General features: G+C 68.1%; 25 protein-coding genes. 12 read left to right on the forward strand and 13 right to left on the reverse strand.

Annotation, left to right across the window (positions count from 1 at the left end):
• The first annotated feature begins 8 nt into the window (after nucleotides 1-8).
• From hutG to HUX88_RS01250, 6 genes are all read left to right on the forward strand, one after another.
• Entirely contained in the window at nucleotides 9-797 is a 789-nt protein-coding gene (hutG, locus tag HUX88_RS01225; RefSeq protein ID WP_176360543.1) for an N-formylglutamate deformylase, read from the forward strand.
• The gene (locus HUX88_RS01230) at nucleotides 794-2,170 is read left to right on the forward strand and encodes a formimidoylglutamate deiminase (protein WP_117013925.1); all 1,377 of its coding nucleotides are present in this window, start codon (nucleotides 794-796) and stop codon (nucleotides 2,168-2,170) included. The genes hutG and HUX88_RS01230 overlap by 4 nt, the downstream gene beginning before the upstream one ends.
• The gene (locus HUX88_RS01235; protein ID WP_176360544.1) at nucleotides 2,167-2,742 is read left to right on the forward strand and encodes a HutD family protein; all 576 of its coding nucleotides are present in this window, start codon (nucleotides 2,167-2,169) and stop codon (nucleotides 2,740-2,742) included. Before HUX88_RS01230 ends, HUX88_RS01235 begins: the two co-directional genes overlap by 4 nt.
• A 14-nt stretch (nucleotides 2,743-2,756) precedes the next feature.
• On the forward strand, nucleotides 2,757-3,977 hold the full coding sequence (gene hutI / locus HUX88_RS01240) for an imidazolonepropionase (RefSeq protein ID WP_176360545.1): 1,221 nt from the start codon (nucleotides 2,757-2,759) through the stop codon (nucleotides 3,975-3,977).
• Between the two features lie 92 nt (nucleotides 3,978-4,069).
• On the forward strand, nucleotides 4,070-6,718 hold the full coding sequence (locus HUX88_RS01245; RefSeq protein WP_229219145.1) for a zinc-dependent metalloprotease: 2,649 nt from the start codon (nucleotides 4,070-4,072) through the stop codon (nucleotides 6,716-6,718).
• 55 nt (nucleotides 6,719-6,773) lie between these two features.
• Nucleotides 6,774-8,267 carry a glycine betaine ABC transporter substrate-binding protein gene (locus HUX88_RS01250; RefSeq protein ID WP_176360547.1) on the forward strand — a complete coding sequence of 498 codons (1,494 nt, stop codon included), beginning with the start codon at nucleotides 6,774-6,776 and terminating at the stop codon, nucleotides 8,265-8,267.
• Here HUX88_RS01250 and HUX88_RS01255 read toward each other — a convergent pair.
• The 3 genes from HUX88_RS01255 to HUX88_RS01265 form a co-directional block, all read right to left on the reverse strand.
• Entirely contained in the window at nucleotides 8,253-8,429 is a 177-nt protein-coding gene (locus tag HUX88_RS01255) for a hypothetical protein (protein WP_175001146.1), read from the reverse strand. The genes HUX88_RS01250 and HUX88_RS01255 overlap by 15 nt on opposite strands.
• Nucleotides 8,430-8,497: 68 nt before the next feature.
• Entirely contained in the window at nucleotides 8,498-8,989 is a 492-nt protein-coding gene (locus HUX88_RS01260; protein ID WP_176360548.1) for a GNAT family N-acetyltransferase, read from the reverse strand.
• Entirely contained in the window at nucleotides 8,989-9,909 is a 921-nt protein-coding gene (locus HUX88_RS01265; RefSeq protein WP_176360549.1) for a DMT family transporter, read from the reverse strand. The genes HUX88_RS01260 and HUX88_RS01265 overlap by 1 nt, the downstream gene beginning before the upstream one ends.
• A gap of 160 nt (nucleotides 9,910-10,069) precedes the next feature.
• Here HUX88_RS01265 and HUX88_RS01270 point away from each other — a divergent pair, with 160 nt between their 5' ends.
• Nucleotides 10,070-10,207 carry a hypothetical protein gene (locus HUX88_RS01270; RefSeq protein WP_175041905.1) on the forward strand — a complete coding sequence of 46 codons (138 nt, stop codon included), beginning with the start codon at nucleotides 10,070-10,072 and terminating at the stop codon, nucleotides 10,205-10,207.
• On the opposite strand, the gene HUX88_RS01275 is transcribed toward HUX88_RS01270, so the two are convergent.
• The gene (locus HUX88_RS01275; protein WP_117013917.1) at nucleotides 10,204-10,641 is read right to left on the reverse strand and encodes a DUF962 domain-containing protein; all 438 of its coding nucleotides are present in this window, start codon (nucleotides 10,639-10,641) and stop codon (nucleotides 10,204-10,206) included. The genes HUX88_RS01270 and HUX88_RS01275 overlap by 4 nt on opposite strands.
• Before the next feature lie 76 nt (nucleotides 10,642-10,717).
• Here HUX88_RS01275 and HUX88_RS01280 point away from each other — a divergent pair, with 76 nt between their 5' ends.
• The 3 genes from HUX88_RS01280 to HUX88_RS01290 are packed head-to-tail and all read left to right on the forward strand — an operon-like array spanning nucleotide 10,718 to nucleotide 13,607.
• Complete coding sequence (locus HUX88_RS01280) at nucleotides 10,718-11,767, forward strand: esterase family protein (RefSeq protein ID WP_176360550.1); 1,050 nt, start codon at nucleotides 10,718-10,720, stop codon at nucleotides 11,765-11,767.
• A complete protein-coding gene (locus HUX88_RS01285) occupies nucleotides 11,767-12,297 on the forward strand; it encodes a DNA-deoxyinosine glycosylase (protein WP_176360551.1) in 531 nt (176 codons plus the stop codon). Before HUX88_RS01280 ends, HUX88_RS01285 begins: the two co-directional genes overlap by 1 nt.
• Nucleotides 12,294-13,607 carry a glycosyltransferase gene (locus tag HUX88_RS01290; RefSeq protein ID WP_217916186.1) on the forward strand — a complete coding sequence of 438 codons (1,314 nt, stop codon included), beginning with the start codon at nucleotides 12,294-12,296 and terminating at the stop codon, nucleotides 13,605-13,607. The genes HUX88_RS01285 and HUX88_RS01290 overlap by 4 nt, the downstream gene beginning before the upstream one ends.
• A gap of 95 nt (nucleotides 13,608-13,702) precedes the next feature.
• On the opposite strand, the gene HUX88_RS01295 is transcribed toward HUX88_RS01290, so the two are convergent.
• Both HUX88_RS01295 and HUX88_RS01300 read right to left on the reverse strand, forming a co-directional pair.
• Nucleotides 13,703-14,431, reverse strand: a complete 729-nt coding sequence (locus HUX88_RS01295) for a metallophosphoesterase (protein ID WP_176360553.1) — start codon at nucleotides 14,429-14,431, stop codon at nucleotides 13,703-13,705.
• Nucleotides 14,432-14,450: 19 nt separating this feature from the next.
• Entirely contained in the window at nucleotides 14,451-14,999 is a 549-nt protein-coding gene (locus HUX88_RS01300) for a cysteine hydrolase family protein (protein WP_117013912.1), read from the reverse strand.
• Between the two features lie 155 nt (nucleotides 15,000-15,154).
• Here HUX88_RS01300 and HUX88_RS01305 point away from each other — a divergent pair, with 155 nt between their 5' ends.
• On the forward strand, nucleotides 15,155-15,532 hold the full coding sequence (locus HUX88_RS01305; protein WP_117013911.1) for a homoserine dehydrogenase: 378 nt from the start codon (nucleotides 15,155-15,157) through the stop codon (nucleotides 15,530-15,532).
• A gap of 4 nt (nucleotides 15,533-15,536) precedes the next feature.
• On the opposite strand, the gene HUX88_RS01310 is transcribed toward HUX88_RS01305, so the two are convergent.
• The 5 genes from HUX88_RS01310 to HUX88_RS01325 all read right to left on the reverse strand — a co-directional run bounded on the left by HUX88_RS01310 (nucleotide 15,537) and on the right by HUX88_RS01325 (nucleotide 21,645).
• Complete coding sequence (locus HUX88_RS01310) at nucleotides 15,537-17,732, reverse strand: quinoprotein amine dehydrogenase (protein ID WP_229219146.1); 2,196 nt, start codon at nucleotides 17,730-17,732, stop codon at nucleotides 15,537-15,539.
• Nucleotides 17,648-18,115 (reverse strand): DUF11 domain-containing protein, encoded by a 468-nt coding sequence (locus HUX88_RS32035; RefSeq protein ID WP_229219147.1) that lies wholly within the window; start codon nucleotides 18,113-18,115, stop codon nucleotides 17,648-17,650. The genes HUX88_RS01310 and HUX88_RS32035 overlap by 85 nt, the downstream gene beginning before the upstream one ends.
• A 128-nt stretch (nucleotides 18,116-18,243) precedes the next feature.
• Complete coding sequence (locus tag HUX88_RS01315; protein WP_176360554.1) at nucleotides 18,244-19,428, reverse strand: tetratricopeptide repeat protein; 1,185 nt, start codon at nucleotides 19,426-19,428, stop codon at nucleotides 18,244-18,246.
• A gap of 122 nt (nucleotides 19,429-19,550) precedes the next feature.
• On the reverse strand, nucleotides 19,551-20,771 hold the full coding sequence (locus HUX88_RS01320; RefSeq protein WP_176360555.1) for a DUF2863 family protein: 1,221 nt from the start codon (nucleotides 20,769-20,771) through the stop codon (nucleotides 19,551-19,553).
• A gap of 7 nt (nucleotides 20,772-20,778) precedes the next feature.
• Complete coding sequence (locus HUX88_RS01325) at nucleotides 20,779-21,645, reverse strand: HDOD domain-containing protein (protein ID WP_176360556.1); 867 nt, start codon at nucleotides 21,643-21,645, stop codon at nucleotides 20,779-20,781.
• Nucleotides 21,646-21,889: 244 nt separating this feature from the next.
• Here HUX88_RS01325 and HUX88_RS01330 point away from each other — a divergent pair, with 244 nt between their 5' ends.
• The gene (locus HUX88_RS01330) at nucleotides 21,890-22,462 is read left to right on the forward strand and encodes a DNA-3-methyladenine glycosylase (protein ID WP_176360557.1); all 573 of its coding nucleotides are present in this window, start codon (nucleotides 21,890-21,892) and stop codon (nucleotides 22,460-22,462) included.
• On the opposite strand, the gene HUX88_RS01335 is transcribed toward HUX88_RS01330, so the two are convergent.
• Complete coding sequence (locus HUX88_RS01335; RefSeq protein WP_176360558.1) at nucleotides 22,367-24,025, reverse strand: methyl-accepting chemotaxis protein; 1,659 nt, start codon at nucleotides 24,023-24,025, stop codon at nucleotides 22,367-22,369. The genes HUX88_RS01330 and HUX88_RS01335 overlap by 96 nt on opposite strands.
• Before the next feature lie 15 nt (nucleotides 24,026-24,040).
• A complete protein-coding gene (locus tag HUX88_RS01340; RefSeq protein WP_117013904.1) occupies nucleotides 24,041-24,496 on the reverse strand; it encodes a cache domain-containing protein in 456 nt (151 codons plus the stop codon).
• Nucleotides 24,497-24,692: the final 196 nt, after the last annotated feature.

The raw sequence follows: 24,692 nt of genomic DNA on the forward strand, positions 1-24,692 counted from the left end.
GAGGCGTCATGGACTATCAGTTCAAAGCAGGCAGCATTCCCTTGCTGGTGTCCATGCCGCACGTGGGCACCGATATCCCGGACGACGTGGCGGCGGCGATGACGCCGGCCGCCGTCGACAAGCAGGACACCGACTGGCACCTGGTGCGGCTGTACGAGTTCCTCGGCGAGATGGGGGCGTCGACGCTGTCGGCGCGCTGGTCGCGCTACGTCATCGATTTGAACCGGCCGCCGGAAAACACCAACCTGTATCCAGGCCAGGACACGACCGGCCTGTGCCCGGTCGACACCTTCCATCGCGAGCCGCTGTACCGCGAGGGCCATACGCCAAGCGAGGCCGAAGTGCGGCGCCGCCTGGCCGCCTACTGGAAGCCGTATCACGATCAACTGCGCGCCGAGCTGGATCGCCTGCTGGCGCTGCACGGCCGCGTGGTGCTGTGGGACGCGCATTCGATCGCGTCGGTGGTGCCGCGCTTCTTCGAGGGCAAGCTGCCGGACCTGAACTTCGGCACCGCCGACGGCAAGAGCTGCGCGCAGGGCCTGAGCGACGCCATCGTGGCGCAAGCGCTGGCGCAGGAGCGCTACAGCGTGGCCGTCAACGGCCGCTTCAAGGGCGGGCATATCACCCGCCATTACGGCCAGCCGGCCAACAACGTGCACGCGATCCAGCTGGAGATGTGCCAGTCCACGTATATGGATGAGGAAGCGCCGTACGGCTACCGCGCGGACCGCGCGCAGCACGTGCAAGGCCTGCTGCGTCAGATGACGCAGGCCGCCGCCGACTGGAGCCGCGCATGAACCGGCTGTACGCGCGCAACGCGCTGCTGCCGGAGGGCTGGCGCAAGGATGTGCTGGTCGAGTGGGATGCGAACGGCACCATCGTCCGCGTCGACACCGGCGTGGCCGTGCCGGCCGGCGCGCAGCTGATCGCGCCGGTGGTGGAGTACGCGCTGCCGGGCATGATCAACCTGCATTCGCACAGCTTCCAGCGGGCGTTGGGCGGACGCACGGAAAAGGCCGGCGAAACCAAGGACAGCTTCTGGACCTGGCGCGACCTGATGTACCGCTTCGCGCGCAACATCACGCCCGGGCACATCGAGGCCATCGCGGCCCAGCTGTTCTCCGAGTGCCTGCGCCACGGCTACACGTCGATGTGCGAGTTCCATTACGTGCAGCGCGCGCCGGACGGCGCCATGTATCCGCGTCCGGCGGAAACGGCGGAGCGCGTCATCGCGGCCGCACGTTTGGCGGGAATCGGCATCACCATGCTGCCAGTGTTGTATAGTTATTCCGGCTTTGGCGAAAGCGCCTTGAAGCCGGAGCAACAGCGCTTCAAGACCGATGCACAGGATGTGCTGCGCATCGTCGAGGCGCTGGAGCCCCTGCGCGATGCGCGGACCGAGGTGGGCGTGGCGCCGCATTCGCTGCGCGCGGCGTCGGTGGCGCAGATCAACGAGGTGCTGGCGGCGCTGCCGGGTGAGCGTCCGGTGCACATCCACATCGCGGAGCAGACGCAGGAAGTGCAGCAATCGCTGGACTGGAGCGGCAGCCGCCCGGTGCAGTGGCTGCTGGACCAGGTGGACGTGAATGAACGCTGGTGCCTGATCCACGCCACGCATCTGGTGCGCGACGAGGTGGACCGGATGGCGCGCAGTGGCGCGGTGGCGGGCCTGTGCCCGACCACGGAGGCCAATCTGGGCGACGGCCTGTTCCCGCTGGAGGAGTTCCTCGCGGCGGGCGGCCGGTTCGGCATCGGCAGCGACAGCCATATTTCGCAGAGCGCGGTGGAGGAACTGCGCTGGCTGGAATACGGCCAGCGCCTGCAGCACCAGCGCCGCAACATCGCGGTGTCGGCCGGGGAGCGCAACGTCGGCGACTTCCTCTGGCAGGGCGCCTTGCGGGGCGGCGCGCAGGCCAGCGGCAGGCCGGTGGGCGCGTTGGCGCCGGGCCGCCGCGCCGATATGATCGTGCTGGACGACCAGCACCCGAACCTGTACGGATTGGCGCTGGACGAGGTACTCGGCAGCTTCGTCTTCTGCGGCAATGACAACCTGGTCAAGGACGTGATGGTCGGCGGCCAGTGGGTAGTTCGCAATCAGCAGCACGTTGCGCAGCAGGCGATCGCTGCGCGCTTCAAGCAGACGTTGGCCGAACTGAGGGAGTTCCGATGACCCAGCTGATCCAGTATGCAAGCCTGCGGCCCGCGCCGTGGAAGAACGGCGGCGGCAGCACGACGGAAATCGCCGTCTCGCCCGCCGGCGCCGGCTTCGATGATTTCGACTGGCGCGTCAGCCTGGCGACCATCTCGCAAAGCGGCCCCTTTTCCTGCTTCCCCGGCATAGACCGTTCGCTGGCGCTGGTCGATGGCGACGGCGTGCTGCTGGACTTCGGCGACGAGCGCTATGTGCTCAGCCCCAGCGAGCCGTTGATCGAATTCGACGGCGAGGCGGCGGTGCACGCCACCGTCACCGGCAGCCTGACCACCGATTTCAACGTGATGACGCGGCGCGGCCGCTGCCGCCACCGGCTGGAGTCGCGCGTGGTGCGCGGCGTCGAGCCGCTGCAGCGCCGCAGCGTCACCACGCTGCTGTTCCTGGCCGATGGCGAGAGCCTGACCGTGAGCAGCGCGCGCGAGCGTATCGCCATGGTGCGCTACGACGTGCTGGTGATGGAGGCGGAGGAGGCGTGGTCGATGGAGGCCCAACTGGCGACGGTGTTCGTGGTCGACATCATCAACAATTAAAGAAAGTACCAAGCATGTGGGATGTGTTGTTTACGAACGTGCATCTGGCCACGATGGCCAAGGCGGCCGGTGGCTACGGTGAGATCCGAGATGCCGCCATCGCCGTCAAGGATGGCCGGATCGCGTGGCTGGGGCCACGGGACCAGATGCCGCAAGGCGCGCTGGCCGTCACCGTGCACGATGGCGGCGGCTGCTGGCTCACGCCCGGCCTGATCGACTGCCACACCCACATCGTCCACGCGGGCAACCGCAGCGACGAATTCGAGGCCCGTCTCAACGGCGCCACCTACGAGGACATCGCACGCGCCGGCGGCGGCATCATGTCCACCGTGCGCGCCACCCGCGCCGCATCGGAGGACGAGCTGCTGCGGCAAAGCCTGCCGCGCGTGTGCAGCCTGCTGGCCGAAGGCGTGACCACGCTGGAGATCAAATCCGGCTACGGCCTGACGCTGGAATCGGAAGCGAATATGCTGCGCGTGGCGCGCCGCATCGGCCGCGAGCTGCCGGTCGATGTCGCCGCCACCTTCCTCGGCGCGCACGCCCTTCCGCCGGAGTTCGCGGGCCGCGCCGACGACTACATCACCGAAGTGTGCGCGATGATCGCGCCGCTGGCGGCCGAAGGGCTGGTCGACGCGGTGGACGCGTTCTGCGAACGGATCGGCTTCTCGCACGAGCAGACGGAGCGCGTGTTCCAGGCGGCGCGTGCACAGGGCCTGCCGGTCAAGCTGCACGCGGAGCAGCTGTCCGACCAGCGCGGCGCCGAGCTGGTGGCGCGCTACCACGGCCTGTCCGCCGACCATCTCGAACACCTGACCGACGCCGGCATCGCCGCGATGGCCGCCGCCGGCACCGTGGCGGTGCTGCTGCCCGGCGCCTACTACTTCCTGCGCGATACCACGCCGCCGCCGGTGGCCGCGTTGCGCGCGGCCGGCGTGCCGATGGCGGTGTCCACCGACTGCAATCCCGGCACCTCGCCGATGACCTCCCTGCTGCTGGCGATGAACATGGTCTGCACCCTGTGGCGACTGACGCCGCTGGAGGCGCTGGCCGGCTGCACGCTGCACGCGGCGCGCGCGCTTGGCCGCGAACAGCAGATCGGCAGTCTGGAAGTGGGCAAGCGCGCCGATTTCGCGCTGTGGCGCATCGCCCGCCCGGCGGATCTGTCATACGCCATCGGCCTCAATCCGTGCCGGGGCGTGGTCAATGGCGGCGTGTTGCGTTCGCCGCAGGTTTAGAGGGCGGCCTCGGGAAATTCTGTTTCGCTGGTTGTTGTTTCGGTTACAGTACCGGATGCCTCTTCCAACGTAACAGGATACCCATGTTTGTCATGAATTCTCTCCGCGCCGCCGTCCTGCTGACGCTCGGCGCGCAGGCGCTGGCCCAGGAGCCGGTGCCGCCCACGCCCGTTCCCCATGCGCCGGAAGTCCCGGTGGTCGCCACCACGCCTTTGCAGCCGGCCACCGCGCCGACGCCAGCCGCGGCGGCCGCCGCCGCGCCCAAGCCGTTCGCGGACCTGGTGCGCGGCGCGGCGCATCTGCAGGGCTTCCTGAACCTGTACCAGAAAGAGGAGAAGGTCTGGATCGAGCTGCGGCCCGACCAGTTCGACCGTCCCATCTTCATGACCGTGAACATGCCGAACGGGATAGGCGAGCGCGGTATCTACGGCAGCCAGATGGGGATTAGCCAGGTGGTGGTGTTCCACCGTATCGGCAACCTGGTGCAGATGATCGCCAAGAATACCGAGTACGGCGCCAAGGCCGGCACGCCGCAGGCGCTGGCGGTGTCGCAGGCGTTCTCCGACAGCCTGGTGGCGATCGCGCCGGTGGCCAGCGGCCCGAATCCGCAGAACCACGCGATCCTGGTGGAGGCGAATATCCTGCTGTTCGGCGATATTCCCAGTTTCACCACGCGGCTGGAGGCGGCCTTCCGCATGCCGTATGCGATGGACGCGCGCAACAGCAGCTTCCTGACCATCCGCTCCGACGAGACGATGACCGGCTTCCAGGTCAACGCGCACTTCTTCGTGCCGCGCATCGCGGCGCCGCCGGCGGTGATGCCGACCACGCCGGTGCCTATCCCCATGCCGCCGACCACGCTGCCGGACCCGCGCAGCATGTTCCTGGGCTTCTACTACAGCTTCATGCCGCTGCCGGCGCAGCCCATGCATGGCCGCGTGGCGGATGACCGGATCGGCCATTTCGTCAACACGACCTACGACTATTCGGACGACGTGACGCCGACCACCTCGCGCCACGTCATCCAGCGCTGGCGCCTGGAGAAGCAGGACCCTGCGCAGGCGCTGTCGGAACCCAAACAGCCCATCGTGTACTGGCTGGACGCGAACATTCCGGAGAAGTACCGCGAGTCGGTCAGGCAGGGCATCCTGGCCTGGAACGAGGCCTTCGAACGCATCGGCTTCAAGAACGCCATCGTGGTCAGGCAGCAGACGGAGAAGGACCGCTTCGACACGATGGATGCGCGGCATGCGTCGGTGCGCTGGTTTGTCGGCAGCGATGTGGGCTTCGCCATCGGGCCGCGCCAGGTCGATCCGCGCAGCGGCGAGATTCTCGATGCGGACATCGGCATGTCCGACATCTTCGCGCGCGGCGCGCGCCGCATGATCGGCGAGGACAGCATGCCCTTGCAGCAGCCGTCGGCCATGCCGGGGCAGGAGGAGCGCTGCGACTACATGCAGGAGTCGGCATCCGAGATGGGCTTCGCCATGGGCCTGCTGGAGGCGCGCGGCGAACTGGAAATGGGCAGTCCCGAGGCGGACGCTGTGGCGCAAGCCTATGTGCGCTCGGTGGTGATGCACGAGATCGGGCACACGCTGGGCCTGCGCCACAACTTCCGCTCGTCGACCATCTACAGTTTGAAGCAGTTGCAGGATCCCGAGTTCACCAAGAAGAACGGCCTGGCCGGATCGGTGATGGACTACACGCCGTTCAACCTGTCGCTGAAGGGTGAGAAGCAGGGCGAGTATGTGGCGTCGACGCTGGGGCCTTACGATTACTGGGCCATCGAGTACGCCTACAAGCCGTTCGAGCCGGCGCAGGAGAAGGAGGAGCTGGCGAAGATCGCCTCGCGCTCCAACGAGCCGCTGCTGGCCTTCGGCACCGACCAGGATGCGGGCGGTTTCAATTCCGATCCGGACGTGAACGTGTTCGACCTGGGCAACGATCCGCTGGCCTACTTCCAGCGCCGCCTGACGATCTCGCGCGAGCTGTGGGACCGTCTGCAAAGCCGCACGCTGAAGCCCGGCGAGAGCTATGAAACGCTGCGCCGCAGCTTCGACTACGGCTTTCAACAGTTCGCGCGCACCATGCCGGTGGTGGTGAAGTACGTGGGCGGCGTGACCTATCTGCGCGACCACGCAGGCACGGGCCGCGCGACCTTCACGCCGGTGCCGCTGCCGCGCCAGCGGGCCGCCTTGCAGATGCTGACCACCAGCTTGTTCAAGTCGGACAGCTTCCAGTTCTCGCCGGCGATGATCAGCCGCCTCGGCGCCGATCATTTCGAATGGCATGGACGGGCCGACGTGTCGGTCAGCGGCCGCGTGCTGTTCCTGCAGGCGGGCGCGCTGGACCAGCTGATGTCGGACGCGGTGGCGGTGCGCCTGCTCGACTCGCAGGAGAAGCTGGACGACCGCAAGCAGGCGCTCAGCCTCGACGAGTTGTACACCACCGTGCAGGATGCGGTGTGGAGCGAGCTGAAAACCGGCAAGGACATCAACGGCATGCGCCGCAACCTGCAACGCGAGCACCTGAAGCGGGTGACGACGATACTGCTGCGCGCATCGCCGCTCACGCCGGCCGACGCCCGCAGCCTGCAGCGTGAGAACGCGCTGGCGCTGCAACGCGATATCCGTGGCGCGATGGCGAAGCCGATGAGCCGCGAGGCCAAGGCCCACCTGTCGGAATCGTACGAGACGCTGAGCCAGGCCTTGAAGGCGGCCATGTTGCGCGCGGGCGCTTGATGGTAAGCTCTCTGGATTGACTATCATTTCGGAGAGCGTGTGCAAGGACGATTGCTTGTTTGGCTGGCCCTGTTGTTCGGCGGCGCGGGTGGCCGCGCCGGGCGATACGCTGCATGTGGGCTCGAAGCGCTTCACCGAGTCCTACGTCTTGGGCGAGGTGTTGACGCAGGCCGCCGCGCCGCACGCAAAGGTCGAGCACCTGCAGGGCATGGGTAACACCGCGATCGTCCTGGCGGCGCTGCAGGCCGGCCGCATCGACGTCTATCCCGAATACCTCGGTACCATCGACCTGGAAATCCTCAAACACGCGCAGGCCGCGCCGCTGGAGCAGATCCGCCGCGAGCTGGCGGCCATGGGGCTGGGCGTGGCGGTGCCGCTGGGCTTCAACAACACCTACGCGCTGGCGGTGCGCGGCGGCGCCGACGGCCCGACAAAACTCAGCGAGCTGGCGGCGCTGCCGGCGCTGCGCTTCGGTCTGTCGCACGAATTCATCGGCCGCGCGGACGGCTGGCCGGGACTGTCCAAGCGCTACGGCCTGCCGCAGCGGCCGGAGGGCCTGGACCACGGCATCGCCTACGAGGCCCTGATGCAGCGCCAGGTCGACGTGATCGACATCTACTCCACCGACGCCAAGATCCGCCAGTACGGCCTGCGCGTGCTGGACGACGACCGCGCCTACTTCCCGCGCTACGACGCGATGCTGCTGTACCGGCTCGACGCACCGGCGCGCTTCCCGGCCGCGTGGAAGGCGATCGCGCAGCTGGAGGGGCGGATCAGCGCCACCGACATGATCGCGATGAACGCCGCCGCCGAAATCGACGGCCAGAGTTTCGCCAACGTGGCGCGCGGCTGGCTGGCCGCGCACATGCCGCAGGCCGGGACGGCCGCCGTGCCGGCATCGGCGCCGGTGCGCGACGGCCTGCTGGCCAAGATCTTCGACAAGAACCTGTGGCCGCTGACGCGCCAGCATCTGACGCTGGTGCTGGCGGCGGTGCTGCTGGCGTGCGTGGTCGGCATTCCACTGGGCGTGCTGGCGGCGGAGTTTCCGCGTCTGCGGCAGGTGGTGCTGGGATTGACGGGCGTGCTGCAGACGGTGCCCTCGCTGGCCTTGCTGGCGCTGCTGATTCCCTTGCTGGGCATGATAGGCACGGTGCCGGCGCTGGCTGCGCTGGTGGTGTACGCGCTGCTGCCCATCGTGCGCAACACCTGCACCGGCTTGCTGCAGGTGCCGGCCGGCTTGCGGCTGGCGGCGCAGGCGCTGGGCCTGCGGCCGATGCAGCGGCTGGTCCATATCGAATTGCCGCTGGCCTTGCCGGTGATTTTGGCCGGCGTGAAAACGGCGGCGGTGATGAGTGTGGGGACGGCGACCATCGCCGCCTTCATCGGCGCCGGCGGCTATGGTGAGCGCATCACCATCGGCCTGGCGCTGAACGATAACGACATGCTGCTGGCCGGTGCGATTCCGGCGGCGCTGCTGGCCTTGCTGACGCAGGCCGCGTTCGAGCTGCTGGAGCGGCTGGCCAGCCGCGCGCCGTCACAGCGAGTGTAGCTTGGAGCGCAGCAGCACCATTTCCTTGTGCAGCAAGCGCTCGGCGTGGAAATCGTTCTCGCGTTGGGCGGCGATGGCCTCCAGCGCGCGCGTGTAGCGCTCCAGCCGGGCGCGCAGCCAGGCTTTGTAGACGGTGTTGATTAAGGGCGGCAATTTCGGCATGGCGGTCTCCTGCGAATGAATGTCGACATTCATTCTGCAAGCTGGGTGCCGCCGGGCCTTGTGCGATATCAAGCGCCTTGAGACATGTGCGTCAGCGCGTCGCCGGTGACGCGGCAGATGCGCCACTCCGGCAGCAGCGAGGCGCCCATGCTTTCGTACAGCTTGATGGCGTTGCTGTTCCAGTCCAGCACCGACCATTCGAAGCGGCCGCAGTCGCGCTCCACCGCCAGCTGCGCCAGCGCCACCAGCATCTGCTTGCCGTAGCCTCTGCCGCGATGGCTCTGCTTGACGTACAGGTCCTCCAGGTACAGGCCCTTCTTGCACAGGAAGGTGGAAAAGTTGTGGAAGAACAGCGTGAAGGTGACGACTTCGCCGTCGGCTTCGCCGACCAGCGCTTCGCACACCGGCTTGTCGCAGAACAGGCTGTCGTGCAGCATGGCTTCGTTGGCGACGACCATGTGTTCGAGTTTTTCAAACACGGCCAGTTCGTAAATCATGCCGAAAATCGCGGCGACGTCTGCCGGCTGGGCCGGGCGTATGGTCAGGTCGGAGGTAGTCATCAGGCTTCCACGGTGCTTTCTTTGAGGATGGGGGTATCGGGTTGCAGCGCCCAGGCGACGCTGGACAGGCACAGTATCATGCCGGCCCATTCCAGCGCGCCGGGGCGGAAGTGTTCCAGCTGGATCGACAGCAGCACGGAGATGACGGGCGTGACCACGCCGATGTACACCGCCTTGTGCGAGCCGATGCGGTGGATCAGCGTGAAGTAGGCGGCGAAGGCGATCACCGAGCCGAACAGCGACAGGTAGAGCAGTCCGCCCCAGTAGGGCAGGCCGGACGGCATGCTGAACGACTGGCCGCTGACGAGCACCCACAGCGCCACCAGCAGACTGCCCCACAGCATCGACCAGGCCATGGTCAGCAGCACGTTGGACGATTGCTCGCGCACCTTGATCACGACCACGTTGCCGACCGAGCTGGCGATGGTGGCGGTCAGCGCCAGGCCGAGGCCGAGCAGGAAGTGGCCGTTGCCGCCGGATAGGATCTCGCTCCAGGCGCCACGGATCGACTGGAGGAACAGCAGCGACACGCCGCAGATGGCGAGCCCGCCGGCGGCCCAGGTGCGCCAGCGCAGCGGCGTGCCGAAGGCCAGGTGGTTGAGGATGGGGTTCCAGAACACCATCAGCGCGAACAGCACGGCGACCAGGCCGGAGACCAGGTATTGCTCGGAGCTGTAGGTGCAGATGTAGCTCAGGCCGAAGGTGGCGCAGCCCTGCAGGAACATCCAGCGCTGGGTGCGCCACGGCATCAGCAGCTTGTCGCCGCGCGCCAGGCACCAGGCGAACAGCACCGCCGCCGACAGCGCGAAGCGGTACACGACGGACACGGCGGGCGCGACCTCGCCCAGTTGCAGCGTGATGGCGAAAAAGGTGGAGCCCCAGATCAGGCAGGCAATGGCGAACAGGAGTGGAGAGGACATCGAACGAGTATAGCCGCCCGCGCCAGTTCTTGCCTAGCGGCCACGTTTTTGTTGCGGCGCAACAGCGTATGGTTTAATTTGTTTCTGCTGTGTAAATTTTGAGCATTTTGTTGAAAATGCAAGTAAGATGGAATCACACATCACACACGGGGAGGGCGGCATGAGCACCGCGCTGCAGATCAAAGTTGTCGGCTTGTTGGGCTATGTCGCGGTCAGCACCGCGCTGGTGCTGATGCTGGCCGGCGACGACATGCAGAGCGCCGCCCAGACCCTGTTCGCCTACGCCGGATTCCACTAGTACGCCAGCTTCAGCCTGCGGTACAAAAAGCCCAGCACAAACAGCGGTCCGATCAGCAGGAAGCGCAGGTCGTCGAAGAACGACGGCTTCTTGCCCTCGATCTTGTGGCCGATGAACTGGCCTATCCAAGCCAGCACGAAGATCGCCAGCGACAGCGGCAGGATGGCCTTGTCCGGCAGGGCGGCCAGCAGGGCCAGCATCAGCGTGCTCATCATCAGCATGCCCACCGCGAACGGCTTCGACAGCTTGAAGTAGTAGACCAGCGAAGCCAGCGTGACCGCCACCGCCAGCAGCGGATGCGCGGCCCACAGCAGCCCCAGCAGCGTGAAGACGATGATGGGCACGCAGATGAAGTGGATCACCTCGTTGGTGGGGTTGAGATGGCTCTCGCTGTACTTGGCCAGCAGGGTATCGATGGTGCGCGCTTGCGACATGGGTGTCTCCCGGGTTTTTTAGTACGGTCGTGCCGTCGGCAAATTCTACACCCGAATCGTTGGGTACAATGCGGCCATGACCGAGTGGCAGAGGGAAATTTCAAATATGGTGAACACGCAGTATCCCGCAGGCCGGATAGTCCTGGACACGATCGACAGCCGCCTGTTGGCGGGCAACGCGGCGGGCGATTCGGCGCGCCGGCAACTGGCCATCTACCTGCCGCCGGGCTATGACGAGGGCGTCGCGCGCTATCCCTCCGTCTACGTGCTGGCCGGATTTGGCGGACGCGGCGTCTCCCTGCTGAACGATTCCGCCTGGGACGTGAACCTGCCCCAGCGCTTGGACCGGCTGATCGGGAGCGGACACATGCGCCCGATGATCGTGGTGATGCCGGATTGTTTGACGCGCTACGGCGGCAGCCAGTACATCAACTCCAGCGCGACCGGGCGTTACGAAGACTATGTCGCCGACGAAATCGTGGCCCATGTGGATGCGCGTTATCGCACCGTCGCCGCGCGCGACTGGCGTGCCGTGTCCGGCAAGAGCTCGGGTGGCTATGGCGCGCTGATGTTCGCGATGCGGCGTCCGGAGGTGTTCGGCATGGCCGCGTCGCACAGCGGCGACCTGTACTTCGAGCTGTGCTACAAGCCGGCCTTTGCGCGCTGCCTGCCGGTGCTGGAGCGCCACGGCGGACTGGCCGGTTTCGTGGAGCGGCTGCGGGACATTCGTCCGCGCGATCCCGGCTTTCACGCCACCCTCAATACCGTTGCGATGGCGGCCTGCTATTCGCCGGATCCTGCCATGTCGCCGGGCTTCGTGCTGCCGTTCGATACGCACACCGGTGAATTGCATGAGGCCGTATGGCAGCGCTGGCTGTCGTGGGATCCGGTGCACCTCGCCGAGCGCCACGTCGACGCGCTGCGCAGCTTGCGGCTGCTCTACCTCGACGCCGGCACGCTGGATGAGTTCAACCTGCAATATGGGGCGCGCATCTTCACGCAGCGCTTGCGCGGCTTGGGGGTTCCGTTCATGTACGAGGAATTCGTCGATAGCCACCTGAACATCCCGTATCGGTTTGACCGCTCCTTCCGCGCGATTTCCGAGGCGCTGCCGGACGGCGCGTGATGGCCCACGATCCGGCATCCCCCGCGCTGGCCGGCCTGGCGCCGGTGATCGACGCGCGCACGCGCATCCTGGTGCTGGGCAGCTTTCCCGGCGCCGCCTCACTTGCGGCGCAGCAGTACTACGCGCATCCGCGCAATCTGCTGTGGCCGATCCTGTCGGCCTTGACGGGGGAGCCGCTGGCGCAGTTGCCGTACGACGAGCGCCTGCCGCGCCTGCTGGCGCACGGCTTCGGCCTGTGGGATGTGCTGGGCGCCTGCGAGCGCGAGGGCAGCCTCGACTCGGCCATCCGCAAGCCCGCCGCCAACGACTTCGCCCGCCTGCGCGAGCTGTGCCCGCTGCTGGAGACGGTGGGCTTCAACGGCCAGACGTCCGGCAAGTTCGCCCCGCAGTTCGCGGCGGAAGGTTATCGGACGGTGGTGCTGCCATCGACATCCCCCGCCCACGCCTCGCTCACATTGGCGCAAAAGCTGGAGCAATGGAAAATGCTGCTGGAGTTCCGTGGCCACTTGAAAGGGATAATTGAACCATGAAGATAGGCATGCTGACCTGGGGTTCGCACGGCGACATCCGCCCCTTCCTTGCCCTGGCCGATGGCCTGCAAGCGGCGGGGCACGAGGTGCATCTCGTTATCTACTGCCTGCAGGCGGGCGTCTACGAAGCAGTCCGGTCGGCGCAAGGCGCGAAGATCACCGTGCATACGCTGGCGCTCAGCGCCGAGGAGGCGGAGCAGGTCGGCCATGCCGCGTACCAGATCCGCGATCCGATGAAGCAGATAGCGGCCCTGCTGCGCATGGCCTTCGCGCCGGCCGAGGACGCGATGTTCGCATCGGCGCGCCGCCTCGGTGCCGAATCGGATCTCCTGATCGGCCACTACTTCGTGCACCCTTTGCAGATCGCGGCGGAGCATGCGGGCCTGCCTTACGTGAGCGTGCTGTTGACGCACGCGGCCGTTCCCAGCGACCACCAGCATCCACTCGGCTTGCGGGTGCTGGGCAAGCCGGGCAATCGCCTGCTCTGGTGGTTGACGAGGACCGTGCTCACCCGAACGCTGCGGCATTATCCGGACCGGCTACGCAAGCAGCTTGGCATGCCGCCGTTGCGCGATCTCGTTTCCGAAGTCTGGGTGTCGCGCGATCTTGCGCTGGTCGCGGTCAGTCCGCAAATCTGCGCGCGCCAGCCGGACTGGCCCGATTCGATCCAGGTCTGCGGTTTTCTGGACCGGCCAAACTGCGAGCTGGAGGGCGCCTTGCCCGCGTCGTTGTCCAGCTTCCTGGGCGCCGGCGAGGCGCCGGTCTACATGACGCTCGGTAGCTGGATGCCCGCGGACCTGCCTGGCCAGACCGAGGCGCTGCGTTTGCTGACGGAGGCCGCGCGCCTGGCCGGCAGTCGCGCGATCATCCAGTGCCACAACTGGGAGGCCTGCGGTTTTCAATCCGACCTTCAGATTCTCTACATCGCGAGCGCGCCGCACCAGCAGATCTTTCCGCATTGCTGCGCCGTGCTGCACCACGGCGGCGCGGGCACGACGCAGTCCGCCACGCTGGCCGGCGTACCGTCGCTGGTGATCGCCCACATCAGCGAACAGGAACACTGGGGACGCGAGCTGCGGCGACTGGGCATCGCCGGCAAGCCGTTCAAGCGCCGCAGCGTGAGCCCGGCCAGACTGGCGGCCCAGATCCGCCGGCTGCGCGGAACGCCCGCCATGACCGTCCGCGCGCAAGCCATCGCCCAAGCCATGAAGCACGAGGATGGCGTCGCCGAAGCGGTACGCCAAATCGGCCTGCGCTGGAGCGCGCCCGCCGGCGCGAACATCGTCACCGCCAGGGAGCACGCCTCTTAAAAACGGTTCAATGGGCAAAGATACGAAATTCGGTGGCTTTGGCCACGGGACGTACCTGATTCCGCGCGCGTTCCAGTGCTTTCTTATCTCCTGCACTACGCTGCCGAGGTGTAGCCGGTCATCAGCGCGACCGCCCAATCCTCGCGGCCGTGGGCGCGGGCCAGTTCGGCCATGGCGCGGTGGTCGTAGGGCACGGTGAGCAGTTGCGCGTGCCACCGCTGTTCGCGCCGCTCGACGATGGCGTAGCGGGCGTCGGGCGAGCCGGTTTCGACGGCGTGCGGGTAGGGATGGTCGTCGGTATAGGCCGGCTGGCCGACGCTGCCGGGATTGACGATCAGCTGCCCGCGCGCGCCGCGCACGCTGCGCGCCACGTGCGTGTGGCCGCAGGCGATCAGGCCGGCCTCGACCCGGCCCAGGCGCTGTTCGATCTCGGCGGCGCTGGCGTGGCGCTCGGCCGTTTCCAGCAGGCCGGTGATGTCGCTGGCAGGCGTGCCGTGGCACAGGAAGACCTCGTCGCTCCATTGCAGCGCCGGCTTCAGCGTGGCGATCCAGGCCAGTTTGCGCGGCGTCAATTGCGCGTGGGCGTAGGCGTCGGCCGCGCCGGAGCCGGGGTGCAATTCGAGGATCTGCCGTTCGTGGTTGCCGGCCAGGTGGGTCCAGTCCCGCGCCATCAGGAAGCGCGCGGTCTCCAGCGGCAGCAGCGGGCCGGACAGGCTGTCGCCCAGGTTGACCACCGCGTCCACCCGCTGGCGGACGATGTCGGCCGCCACCGCTTCCAGCGCGGCCAGGTTGCCGTGGATGTCGGAGACGATGGCGATGCGCATGACGATGGATCCTTAAACGTCAATCCTCGAGCGTGGCCAGCACGGAGGCGGTGTCGACGATGGCGGCATATTCGCCATCGAGGTTGGATAATGCCATGTAGTGTACATCGTCGGCGCTGCGCGGCACGCCCGCGTAGTCGGTCTTGGCGTAGGCGTAGCAGGCGTCGGCCACCACCTGGGTGGCGAAGCCGAGGTTGCCGGCGCTGCGGGCGCTGGCCTCCACCGAGTTGTTGGTGCTCACGCCCGCCAGCACCACCGCGTCGATGCCGCGCACCCGCAGCCAGCGCTCCAGCCCGCTGTTGACGAAGCAGTCCGGGACGTTCTTCTCCACCACGTGTTCGCGCGCCAGCGGCGCCAGCCGGGGCTGGAACTCGGCGCCGGGCTGGCCCGGCCAGAACGGCGAGCCCGGCGTGCGCGACATGTGGCGCACGTGGACCACCGGGGCGCCGGCCGCGCGCCAGGCGTCCAGCAGGGCGGCGAGGTGGCGCTCGGCGTCGGGGTTGTTGCGCACGCCGGCGGCGGGGCCGGCCATTCCTTGTTGCATGTCAATGATGATCAATGCCCGCATGATGTTTCCTTGTGTAAAAACAACCCTTCGCCGGGGCGGCCGTGCCATGCGGCTTGCCTTGCCGGGGGAGCGTGGTTATGCTTGCCTTTAATATACTTTCTTTTAACACAGGTGTACCGGGGTATCGATCGCAGTTCAACTTAGCTGGGGAAAACATGGACAATCAAAAAATCGCCATCATCGGACTGGGCCGTATCGGTTCGGCCTTCTTGCGCAACATGCTGGGCCGCCGCGAGCGCGGCGTGGAGTTGGTGGCGGTGGCCGAAAGCGGCGACACGCCGGGCCGCCAGCTGGCGCTGGACGCCGGCCTGGCGGTCCGCACGCTGGACCAGATCGTCGCGCTGGGCGACGGCGTCGACATCCTGTTCGACCTGACCGGCATCCCGGCCGTGCGGCGCGAGATCCGCGAAAAATTGATGGCGATGGGCAACCACCACACGGTGATCGCCTCGGAAACCATCGCCCGCCTGATCTGGGCCATGACCACCGACGACGACCTGCCGGTGATCGCCGGCCGCAGCACCGGCTACTGAGCCGTCACGGCCCCACCGGCACGATGGTGGCCACGCCGTCGTCGGTGATGCCGATCAAAATCGTGCCGTCGCCCGACACCGCCAGCTGGCGCGGCAGCAACTGCCTGCCGGTGCCGGCCAGCTTGAACTGGTTGAGCAGCTTGCCGCTGGTGTCGTACATCCACACATCGCTGGTGGCGGTCTTGACCGCGGCGCCGCAATAGATGCGGCCGTCGCTGCCCAGCTTGACGTTGTTGGGCGTGCCGTCGCCGGCCGCCAGGTAGCCCAGCACCCCCAGATCGACCGGATTGAGAATGCTGCACAGCTTGGGCGTGCTGCTGGCGGTGTAGATGCGCGTGCCGTCCGGGCTGACGGCGATGTCCTGGCCCAGCGTGCCGGTGTTGGCGTGGCTGGCGGCCGCGATCCGGGCCGGGTACAGGGTGCCGCCGTTGAGCGCGCTGTAGTCGACGCTGAGCGTGGTGATCTGCACGGTGGCGCTGTTTTCCTGCTGCTGCAGCAGGCTCTTGCCGTCGCCGCTGGCGGCCAGCGGGCCGCCGCCGCTGAGCGGCAGGGTCAGGCGGCCGCCGTTCGAGGTCAGGTAGGCCGCGCCGGTGCTGAGCACCAGCATTTCCACGCCGTTCGGCCGGATCACCTTGAGGCGGGTGGCGGCGTCGGCGTCGACCGGCAGCTGGCTCACCACCGCCAGGGTGTTGAGGTCGATCGTGGCCAGCGAGCGGCTGCTCAGGTTCAGCAGGAACAGGTAGTCGCCGTTGGCGCTGGTGGTCATGTCGCCCAGGCTGGCGCCCAGGCCGGTGATCGAGCCGGTCTTCTGGCCGCTGTAGAGGTTGTAGATGTCGACGTAGGCGCCGCCGTTGTGCACGTAGGCGTAGGGCCGGATCGGGTCGGTGATCACGTTGCTGTAGGTGAGCACCGTGCTGACGTTGGCCACCGGCGTGTGCGTCCCCTTCCACATGGCCACGCGGATCGGTTCGGGCGCGCTGGCGTCGGTGTCGAGCGGGGTCAGCGTGACGGTGGCGATGTTCAGCGTGTCCGTGCCCAGCGGCGTCGGGTCGGCCGTCAGGGTCAGCTTGTTGCCGCTGACGCCGGCCACCAGCCAGGGCTGGCTGGAGGCGGCGCTCATGCCGCCGAAGCTGCCGTAGTTGTCCTGCACGGTCAGGGTGCGGGTCAGGCGGGTCCAGCCCGGCGAGCCGCTGAAGGCCACCCCGGTCTCGGACGGCAGCAGCTTGTGCTTGTCGCGGTTGATGTTGAGCAGCACCGGCGCGACCAGCTGGTCGCCGTTGACGCGGGCGGTGGCGTTGACCAGCACGGAGCTGGCGCCGACCGGCGCGCCGATCGGCAGCGCCTTGAAGGCGGTCTTGCTGCCGGCCTGGTTGACGCTGCCGCTGGCGACGGTGGCGCTGGCCCAGGCCGGCAGCGCGCCCAGCGTCCACGGCCAGGCGTTGGTGGAGGTGTTCAGGCTCAGCGTCACGCTTGGGCTGGCGCTGAAGTCGCGGCCGTAGGTGCCGCCCAGGGTGATGCTGTTGACCGAGGCGCTCAACGTGGCCGGCGTCAGGTTCAGCGTGACCGGCAGCTCGCGCGCGGGCAGGCCGGTGGCGCTGAGCGTGACGCTGCTGTTGTAGCTGGCGCTGGCCAGCGCGCCGACGCTGGGATCGACCGTCAGCACGGCGGTGGCCGGCGTCTTGCCGCTGGTCGGCGAGATGCGCAGCCAGCCGGCGTTGGCCACCGCGCTCCAGCTGGCGCTGCTCTTGTCGTCGGTGTCGAGCGGGACCACCTGGGTGGCGATCGGCGCGCCGTTGACGGCGTTGAAGACGACGCCGTTGGCGGTGACCAGGCCGCTCGGCTGCACCGACAGCGTGGCCGTCAGCGTGGCGCTCTGGCCGTCGCTGGCCAGCACGGTCAGCGTGGTGCTGTACTCGCCCACGGCCAGGCCGGCCGGGTCGAAGGCGGCGCTGAGCGTGCCGCTGCCGCTACCGCTGGCGGGCGTGGGCTGCCAGGCCGCGCCGCTGCTGGCGCTCAGCTGCGGCCCTCGCCGCTGATGGCGATGCTGACCGGGGCCGGCGCCGCTGCGCCTGAGTGGGCGGTGGCGTTGAAGGCGACGGCCGGCATGGCGCTGAGTCAGCTGGCCGGCCGGCTCTGCAGGCTGTAGGGCAGCAGCATGGGCGAGCCGGGGAACTGGCTGGCGCAGCCGCTGTCGCGGCACAGGCGCACGCTGAGGTTGCCGGTGTAGGTGCCGGCCGCCAGCGACGGCGCGGTCTGCAGCACGGCGTGGTACTGGGTGTCGCTGTCGCGGATCAGCTGGGCGGTCGGCAGCAGCACGCCGTTGCTGTCGACGATGCTGGCGACCACGGTGCCGGCGTTGGCGAAGTCGGCCGGACGGGCCACGCTGGCGATGACGTTGAGGGTGAGCGAGGTGCCGGCGTTGACGGTGCCGCGCACGGTGGCGGGGTTGAAGCTGAGGGCGGGCGACACGGCCGGGGTGCCGGGGTCGGGCGCGGCGGCGCTGCCGCCGCCTCCGCCGCCGCATCCGGTCAACAGGGCGGCGAGCAGCAGCGGGAGGAGATAGACGGACCTGGGTCTCAGCATGGCGGTATCCTTGGGGTGAGCACAGCTTGATTTACACATTTTACAATTGTTGCGTAGTTGCAACTATGTGTCAAGCTCCGGGGCGCGTTTGAGGGGCGCGCCCCGGCCAGAATACCACCGCTGCGCGCTTATTTGCCCGCCGCGTGCGCCTCGTACGCGCGGATGCGGTCCAGCTTGGCCGAATACAGGTCGTGGTCGCCGCGCGTGGTGCTGTTGGCCAGCGCCTGGACCATGTGGGCGTCCGCCTCGCCCAGGTTGCCCAGCTGGTAATTGGCCACCGCCAGCCAGAATTGGAACTCGTGGTAGTCCGGCACCCGGTCGACCTCGCGCGCGAACAGGTCGCGCGCGCCGGCGTCGTCGCCGACGCGCATGGCCTCCTGGCCCAGGTTGAAGTAGTGGAAGGGCGGCTCGGGCTCCAGCTGCGCCAGGCGGGCGCGCAGCGTGGCCGCCTCGGCCAGCTTGCCGGGCCGGCGCTGGGCCTCCAGCGCCTGCGCCAGGTTGGACAGGACGATGGTGTTGGCGGGCGCCTGCGACAGCGCGTAGCGCAGCACCTGCTCGGCCTCGGCCAGGTTGCCGTGGTGCTGGTAGACCACGGCCAGCGTGTTGTAGGCGTTCAGGAAGCCCGGATCCTGCTCGACCGCCTTGCGGGCCGACCAGTAGGCCTCGTCCAGCTTGACCTGCGACAGCAGTTCGGCGGCGCGGTTGTTCAGGTACATGGCGACGATGGTGCGCTCCTCCAGCGGCCGGGCGGTTTCGCGCGCCTTGGGCGGGATGGGGATGAAGTCCACCGTCAGCGAGTTCGACAGGTCGACGCTGTAGCCCTCGCCGTAGCTCAGGCGCTGGCGGCCCAGCGCCAGGTTGACGTGGTTGCTGGCGAAATACAGGTCGCCGGCGCGGCTCCAGCTTTCGTCGACATCGACCTGCTGGAACTGCACCACCAGGTTGAGCTCGCGCGCCAGCGCGGCCGTCATGATGGCCAGCGACAGGCAGTTGCCGGCGCGCGCGGCGAAGGTCTGGGCGGCGTTGCGCGTCATCGCCGAGTCGTACTCGAGCTGCAGCTTGTCCTTGCGGTACAGGGCGTCGAACAGTTCGCGCCGGGGATCCTTGTGCGACAGGCCGTGGCCGATCTCGCGGCCCAGGTAGTCGCGCATGGCGGGGCTGACCTCGAAGATGTGGCTGGTGTCGACCGGCGCCGCCGGCGGTTGGAACAATTGATCGTGGAATACCATCGGCGCGGCCGCGCGCGGGGCCGGCGACGGGCCGGCGCAGCCGCACAGCAGCGCGGCGCACAAGGCCAAGGTCCATGGTTGCATGACGAGTCTCCCTTTGCCGCGGAGCACAAGCCGGCGCCGCACGAGGCAGCGGACTCTGTGTTCCGCTTGGGGAAAGTATCCTCGGCTCCCGGGGCGATGTCAAACGGGAATTTGCGTTGGCCTCAGGCCAGCGGACGCGGCTCCACCGGCTGGCCGTCGGCGTCGAAGCGCAGCGCCACCAGCACCTCGGCGACGCCGATGCTGGCCAGCGCGTCGCGCAGGTCGTCGACCTCCAGCTCCAGGTCGGCGCCCAGGTCGAGCGGCTTGTCGCCGTGGGCCAGCACGGCGCCGTCCTCGCTCAGCTGCACGCGCAGCACCATCTCGTCGTCGACGTCGAACGGGGCGATGACCGCGCTCAGCCGGTCCGGCGCGCGCGCGCCGATGGCCTGGTTCAGCGCCGACAGCAATTGCAGCGTCGCGTATTCGGCCTGGCCCTGCTCGCGGGCGCCGAAGAACAGGTCCTGGTACAGGAAGTTCAGGCGCAACGCCGGGTCGGCGCCGCAGCCGCGGCCCAGGCAGCGCGCCACCAGCGGCGCGTGCTGTCCGGTCCATTTCTGGTAGCGCGCGGCGCGCTGGGCGAAGTAGGCGTCGGCCGCCTTTTCGCCGGCCGGCACCTTGTAGAAAGGATCGTCGGCGCGCTTCATGGCGAAGCCGAGCAGGAAGCGCAGCTCGACGGCGGCGTCGTCCGGGCCGAAGCCGGTGGCCGACCAGCCGGCCGCCATACTGCGCTCGAGCGCCGGCGCGGCGGCGATCTTTTTCTCGGTCAGCGACTGCGCCGCCTCGCGCACCATGGCGTGCAGCTGGCCGTAGGTGACGCGCTCGAACTCTTCCAGGTCGTAGGCGTGGCTGACCAGCACCACCTTGGCTTTCGGGCTTTCCAGGCCGGCGTCGGTGAAGCTGTCGAGCAGGGCGTCGTAGGCGGCGCCGTCCTGGAAGTCGTGGGCCGGGTCCAGGCCGCCCCGGCTGTGCACGAACACCGGGATGGCGAAGGCGTCGATCTCCATCTCGGGCGCGCCGTCGCGGCGCAGGATCACGCTGGCCGCGCCCTCCTCGATGGCGTTGCGCAGGTAGCGGTAGCCGTCGCGCGACTCGTCGCGGGCCAGCTCGACGGCGCCGTACAGCACCTCGTCCTTGCCCTGGTTGAGCAGCTTGCGCAGCAGGCGCTGGAAGTCCAGCCCCTTTTGCGCCAGCTCGGCGCGGGTGCTGTCGGCCACGATGTCGTGGTTGAACTCGCCGTCGGCCAGGTCCAGCGCCAGCGCGCACAGTTCGGTGGTTTGTTGTTCGTCTTTCAGTTCCGGGGAATTGGCGGATTTGCGCGGTACGGGGCGCTTATTTTTCGGCATGTTTTTCTTATCGTTCGGTGTGGAAGGCTTCGTGCAGTTCGTCCAGCAGGTCGGCGGTTTCGTCTTCGGACAGGCCCAGGTGGCGGCAAGCCTGGTCGCCGCCTTTTTCCCACTCGTAGGACAGCTGGCGGCTGTGGAAGCGGGCGATGCCTTTTTCCGCCAGCAGCGCCAGCGCCACCAGCGAGCGCACGGCGTCGTCGGTGGCCGGGTCGTCCAGCACGCGGTAGTCGTGGTGCAGCAGGATGGCCCAGGAGACGTCCGGCGACAGCCCCCAGTTGCGCGCCAGCAGGCAGCCGATGGCGGCGTGGTTGGTGCTGTAGCGGCTGTCCTCGATGACGGTGAAGGTCTGGACCGCGTCGTCGCAGGCGTCGGCGTAGGTGGCGGCGTAGTCGGCGAAGCGGTTCATCAGCAGCGGCACGCCGATGTCGCAGAACAGGCCGAAGGTGTGGGCGATGTCCGGCGGGGCGATGCGCAGCTTGCGCGAGAAGAACACCACCGCCTGGGCGCGGCGCGCCGACACTTCCCAGAACGCGTTCAGGTCGGCCTCCTTGCCCTCGATGGCCTGGCGCGCCAGCAGCCCGGTCAGCAGGGCCGCGCACTGGTTGATGCCGAGGAAGTTGATGCCCTGCTCGACCGACTTGGCCTTGCGCGCGGCGCCGAAGAACGGCGAGTTGGCCAGCTTGAGCAGGGCGCCGGACATGCCGACGTCGTTGCCGATGATGCGGGCGATGCGGCGCGGCGACGGGTCTGGCTGGGCCAGCTCGCGCTGCAGGTCGACGAGCAGGCTGGGCCGGGGCGGAATACGGATGGAGCGCATCAGCGCTTCTTCCACCGCGTTTTCTACTGGCATGGCTGGGGCTGCTGCTGTCGTCATTGTCTTCTTCAGGGGGTAAGGGCTGGCGTTGCCAAGGTGATACTATAAACCAGTGCGCCGGCGCATGCCGGGCGTGCCTCACAAGATTATCGCCGCAAGCGCGGGCGGCGCGCACGAATTTCTCCCGATTTTCTGCCGGGGCCGCCATATTTTGTCGCTAAAAGCCGTGGCGCGCGCCGTTTCGATAATCATTTGTCACGCCTTTCGTGGGCGTGCGGTCCAGATTGCCCTTTACAATACGCGGATGGACAAGCATCTGGCTGGCATCGATTTCAGCGCGCCCTCGGCCGAGGTGGCGCGGCGCCTGATCGGCGTCACTTTATTGGTGGACGGGGTGGGCGGGCGCATCGTCGAGACCGAGGCCTACGACCGCACCGAGCCGGCCGCGCACAGCTTCAACGGGCCGACGCCGCGCAACTTCTCCATGTTCGGCCCGCCGGGGCGCAGCTATGTGTACCGCTCGCACGGCCTGCACTGGTGTTTGAACTTCGTCTGCCGCGAGGAGGGCCACGGCGCCGGCGTGCTGATCCGGGCGCTGGAGCCGCTGGCCGGCCTGGAGCGGATGCGCGCGCGGCGCGGGCTGGACGAGCCGCGCCTGCTGTGCGCCGGGCCGGGGCGGCTGTGCCAGGCGCTGGGCGTCACGCGCGAGCACAACAACCTGGCGCTGGACGCGCCGCCGTTCACGCTGCTGGCGCCGGAGGCCGGCGCCGCGGTCGCGGTGCTAGCCGGCCCGCGCATCGGCATCAGCAAAGCGGTGGAGCTGCCGTGGCGCTTCGGCCTGGCCGGCTCGCGCTTTTTGAGCAAGCCCATGCGCTGACGGCGCCTCCACCTTGAACACCGACACCGCCTGCGACAGCTGCACCGCCTGCTCCTGCAGGCTGGCGGCGGCGGCCGCGGCCTGCTCGACCAGCGCGGCGTTCTGCTGCGTCACATCGTCCATCTGACCGACCGCCTGGTTGACCTCGGCGATGCCCTGGGCCTGCGCGGCGCTGGCGTCGCTGATGCGGGCGATCACCTCGTTGACCTGCTGCACCGAGGCGACGATGGCCTCCATGCGCTCGCCGGCCTGCTGCACCGAGGCGCTGCCGCTGTCGATGGTGGCCACCGAGGTGGCGATCAGCGCCTTGATCTCCTTGGCGGCGGCGGCCGAGCGGTGCGCCAGCGTGCGTACCTCGCTGGCCACCACGGCGAAGCCGCGTCCCTGCTCGCCGGCGCGCGCCGCCTCCACGGCCGCGTTGAGCGCCAGGATGTTGGTCTGGAACGAGATGCCGTCGATCACGCCGATGATGTCGACGATCTGGCGCGAGCTGGCGCGGATCGAGGCCATGGTCTGCACCGCCTGGCGCACGGCGGCGCCGCCGGGCGGGGCCAGGTCGGCGGCGCCGGCCGCCAGCTCGCAGGCCTGGCGCGCGCCGGCCGCGTTGTTCTGCACCGCCTGGGTCAGGCTGGCCATGGCGCTGGCGGTCTCCTCCAGCGAGCTGGCCTGCATCTCGGTGCGGGTCGACAGGTCCAGGTTGCCGCTGGCGATCTCGTGCGAGGCGCAGTCGATCGCCTTGACCGAGGCCAGGATGGCGCTCAGCGTCTGGGTCAGGTTGTGCATGGTGTGGTCCAGCATGCGGGCGGTGTCGGCGATCTCGTCGCGGCCGTGGTTGCCGCCCTGGCCGGCCGACAGCCGCCCGGCCGCCAGCGCCACCACCACGTCGGCGATGGCGCGGATGTCGCGCAGCATGGCGCCGCGCACCGCCATCGTCACGCCCAGCGACAGCGCGATCGACAGCAGCACCATCAGCGCCATGCTGTTGCCCAGCGAGTGGAACTCGGCGCGCGCGCGCGCGTAAGCCTGCTCGCTGAGGTTTTTCTCCAGCGCCGACAGCTGCGCCAGCTGCTCGTTGAACAGCAGGAACTGCTTCTCGCCGTGGGCCATGGCGTTGGTGGCGATGCTCTGGTCGATGCTGGCCATCTCCATGGTGTCCTGCACCGCCTTGCGGTAGGCCACCAGCGTCTGCAGCAATTGGCCGGCGATCTTGTGCTCGGCCGCGTCCTCGTCGGACGTGGTCTGCGCCGCCAGCTGGCGCAGCTGGCCCTCGATGGCGGCGTGGCCGGCCTTGAGCTGGCGCGCCAGCGCGTCCAGCCGGGCCTGCGAGAAGCTGCCGTTGACCCAGGCCAGCAGCTGGTAGATGTGGGCGTGGGCGTAGCGCGTCTCGCCGGTGATGTCGGCGGCCAGGCGCAGGCGCGCCGCGCGCACCTGCACCAGGTTTTCCAGCGAGGCGTTCTGGCGCACCATGCCGTAGTAGGCGGCGGCGGCCATGACGATCAGCAGCAGCAGCACCAGGCCGGGCGCCAGCAACAGTTTGGGACCGATACGCAGTTTGTTCAGCATGGTGCTCTCCCGCCGCTATTTTTTGTAGATGCCCGCTTCCAGCACCACGTCGCCGACCCGCAGCACGTAGGTGGTCTTGGGTTCGATCTTGCCGTTGCCGGGGTTCTTGTACTGGTAGTCGACCCAGCCGTGGCCCTTTTTGGCGGCCAGGTCGATGATCTCGCGCCGGTACTTCTTGCCGCTGGCGTCGGGCACGTCGGTCAGGTCCTTGCCGACGATGGAGGGGTTGAACGGGTGCGCCAGCACCACGCCGGTGGCCAGGTCGCGCAGGTCGACGTACAGCGAACCCTGCACGAACTCGGGGTCCTTGGCGGCGACCTTCTTGATCATCTCGTCCTTGCCGTGGGCCTTGATGTAGGCGGCGCCCTTTTCCACCATGGCGATGGCATCCTTCTCGGTGGGCTCGGCGGCGCCGGCGGTGGTGTGCAACAGCGTGGCGGCGACAGCGGCCAGCAGGGCGGTCAGTCTCATGGCGGTTCCTTGTGTGGGGGAGGAGGAGGGACTTGCTCCCACCAACTGTACGCCGCTGCCGCCGCCGGGAATTGCGCTGCCGCAAGTTCTGGCCGTGTGGCAATTTTGCACGCGCTCTGCGTCAAGGGAAAATGTATTTCCGTGGGTCAGTTGATTTTCGGCAATCGCCTTTTCGGCGGGCGGCCTAGCATGCAGT

Source organism: Duganella sp. BJB1802 (genome assembly GCF_013369445.1).
Taxonomy (GTDB): domain Bacteria; phylum Pseudomonadota; class Gammaproteobacteria; order Burkholderiales; family Burkholderiaceae_D; genus Rugamonas; species Rugamonas vulcania_A.

Coding starts and splice junctions, on each gene's coding strand:
- hutG (WP_176360543.1), top strand. CDS start 9: ATGGACTATCAGTTCAAAGCAGGCAGCATTCCCTTGCTGGTGTCCATG.
- HUX88_RS01340 (WP_117013904.1), bottom strand. CDS start 24,496: ATGAGACTGACCGCCCTGCTGGCCGCTGTCGCCGCCACGCTGTTGCAC.
- HUX88_RS01300 (WP_117013912.1), bottom strand. CDS start 14,999: ATGCGGGCATTGATCATCATTGACATGCAACAAGGAATGGCCGGCCCC.
- HUX88_RS01230 (WP_117013925.1), top strand. CDS start 794: ATGAACCGGCTGTACGCGCGCAACGCGCTGCTGCCGGAGGGCTGGCGC.
- HUX88_RS01245 (WP_229219145.1), top strand. CDS start 4,070: ATGAATTCTCTCCGCGCCGCCGTCCTGCTGACGCTCGGCGCGCAGGCG.
- HUX88_RS01260 (WP_176360548.1), bottom strand. CDS start 8,989: ATGACTACCTCCGACCTGACCATACGCCCGGCCCAGCCGGCAGACGTC.
- HUX88_RS01290 (WP_217916186.1), top strand. CDS start 12,294: ATGAAGATAGGCATGCTGACCTGGGGTTCGCACGGCGACATCCGCCCC.
- HUX88_RS01305 (WP_117013911.1), top strand. CDS start 15,155: ATGGACAATCAAAAAATCGCCATCATCGGACTGGGCCGTATCGGTTCG.
- HUX88_RS01275 (WP_117013917.1), bottom strand. CDS start 10,641: ATGTCGCAAGCGCGCACCATCGATACCCTGCTGGCCAAGTACAGCGAG.
- HUX88_RS01320 (WP_176360555.1), bottom strand. CDS start 20,771: ATGCCGAAAAATAAGCGCCCCGTACCGCGCAAATCCGCCAATTCCCCG.
- HUX88_RS01285 (WP_176360551.1), top strand. CDS start 11,767: ATGGCCCACGATCCGGCATCCCCCGCGCTGGCCGGCCTGGCGCCGGTG.
- HUX88_RS32035 (WP_229219147.1), bottom strand. CDS start 18,115: ATGCTGAGACCCAGGTCCGTCTATCTCCTCCCGCTGCTGCTCGCCGCC.
- HUX88_RS01265 (WP_176360549.1), bottom strand. CDS start 9,909: ATGTCCTCTCCACTCCTGTTCGCCATTGCCTGCCTGATCTGGGGCTCC.
- HUX88_RS01235 (WP_176360544.1), top strand. CDS start 2,167: ATGACCCAGCTGATCCAGTATGCAAGCCTGCGGCCCGCGCCGTGGAAG.
- HUX88_RS01335 (WP_176360558.1), bottom strand. CDS start 24,025: ATGCTGAACAAACTGCGTATCGGTCCCAAACTGTTGCTGGCGCCCGGC.
- HUX88_RS01280 (WP_176360550.1), top strand. CDS start 10,718: ATGACCGAGTGGCAGAGGGAAATTTCAAATATGGTGAACACGCAGTAT.
- HUX88_RS01255 (WP_175001146.1), bottom strand. CDS start 8,429: ATGCCGAAATTGCCGCCCTTAATCAACACCGTCTACAAAGCCTGGCTG.
- HUX88_RS01330 (WP_176360557.1), top strand. CDS start 21,890: ATGGACAAGCATCTGGCTGGCATCGATTTCAGCGCGCCCTCGGCCGAG.
- HUX88_RS01270 (WP_175041905.1), top strand. CDS start 10,070: ATGAGCACCGCGCTGCAGATCAAAGTTGTCGGCTTGTTGGGCTATGTC.
- HUX88_RS01325 (WP_176360556.1), bottom strand. CDS start 21,645: ATGACGACAGCAGCAGCCCCAGCCATGCCAGTAGAAAACGCGGTGGAA.
- HUX88_RS01295 (WP_176360553.1), bottom strand. CDS start 14,431: ATGCGCATCGCCATCGTCTCCGACATCCACGGCAACCTGGCCGCGCTG.
- hutI (WP_176360545.1), top strand. CDS start 2,757: ATGTGGGATGTGTTGTTTACGAACGTGCATCTGGCCACGATGGCCAAG.
- HUX88_RS01315 (WP_176360554.1), bottom strand. CDS start 19,428: ATGCAACCATGGACCTTGGCCTTGTGCGCCGCGCTGCTGTGCGGCTGC.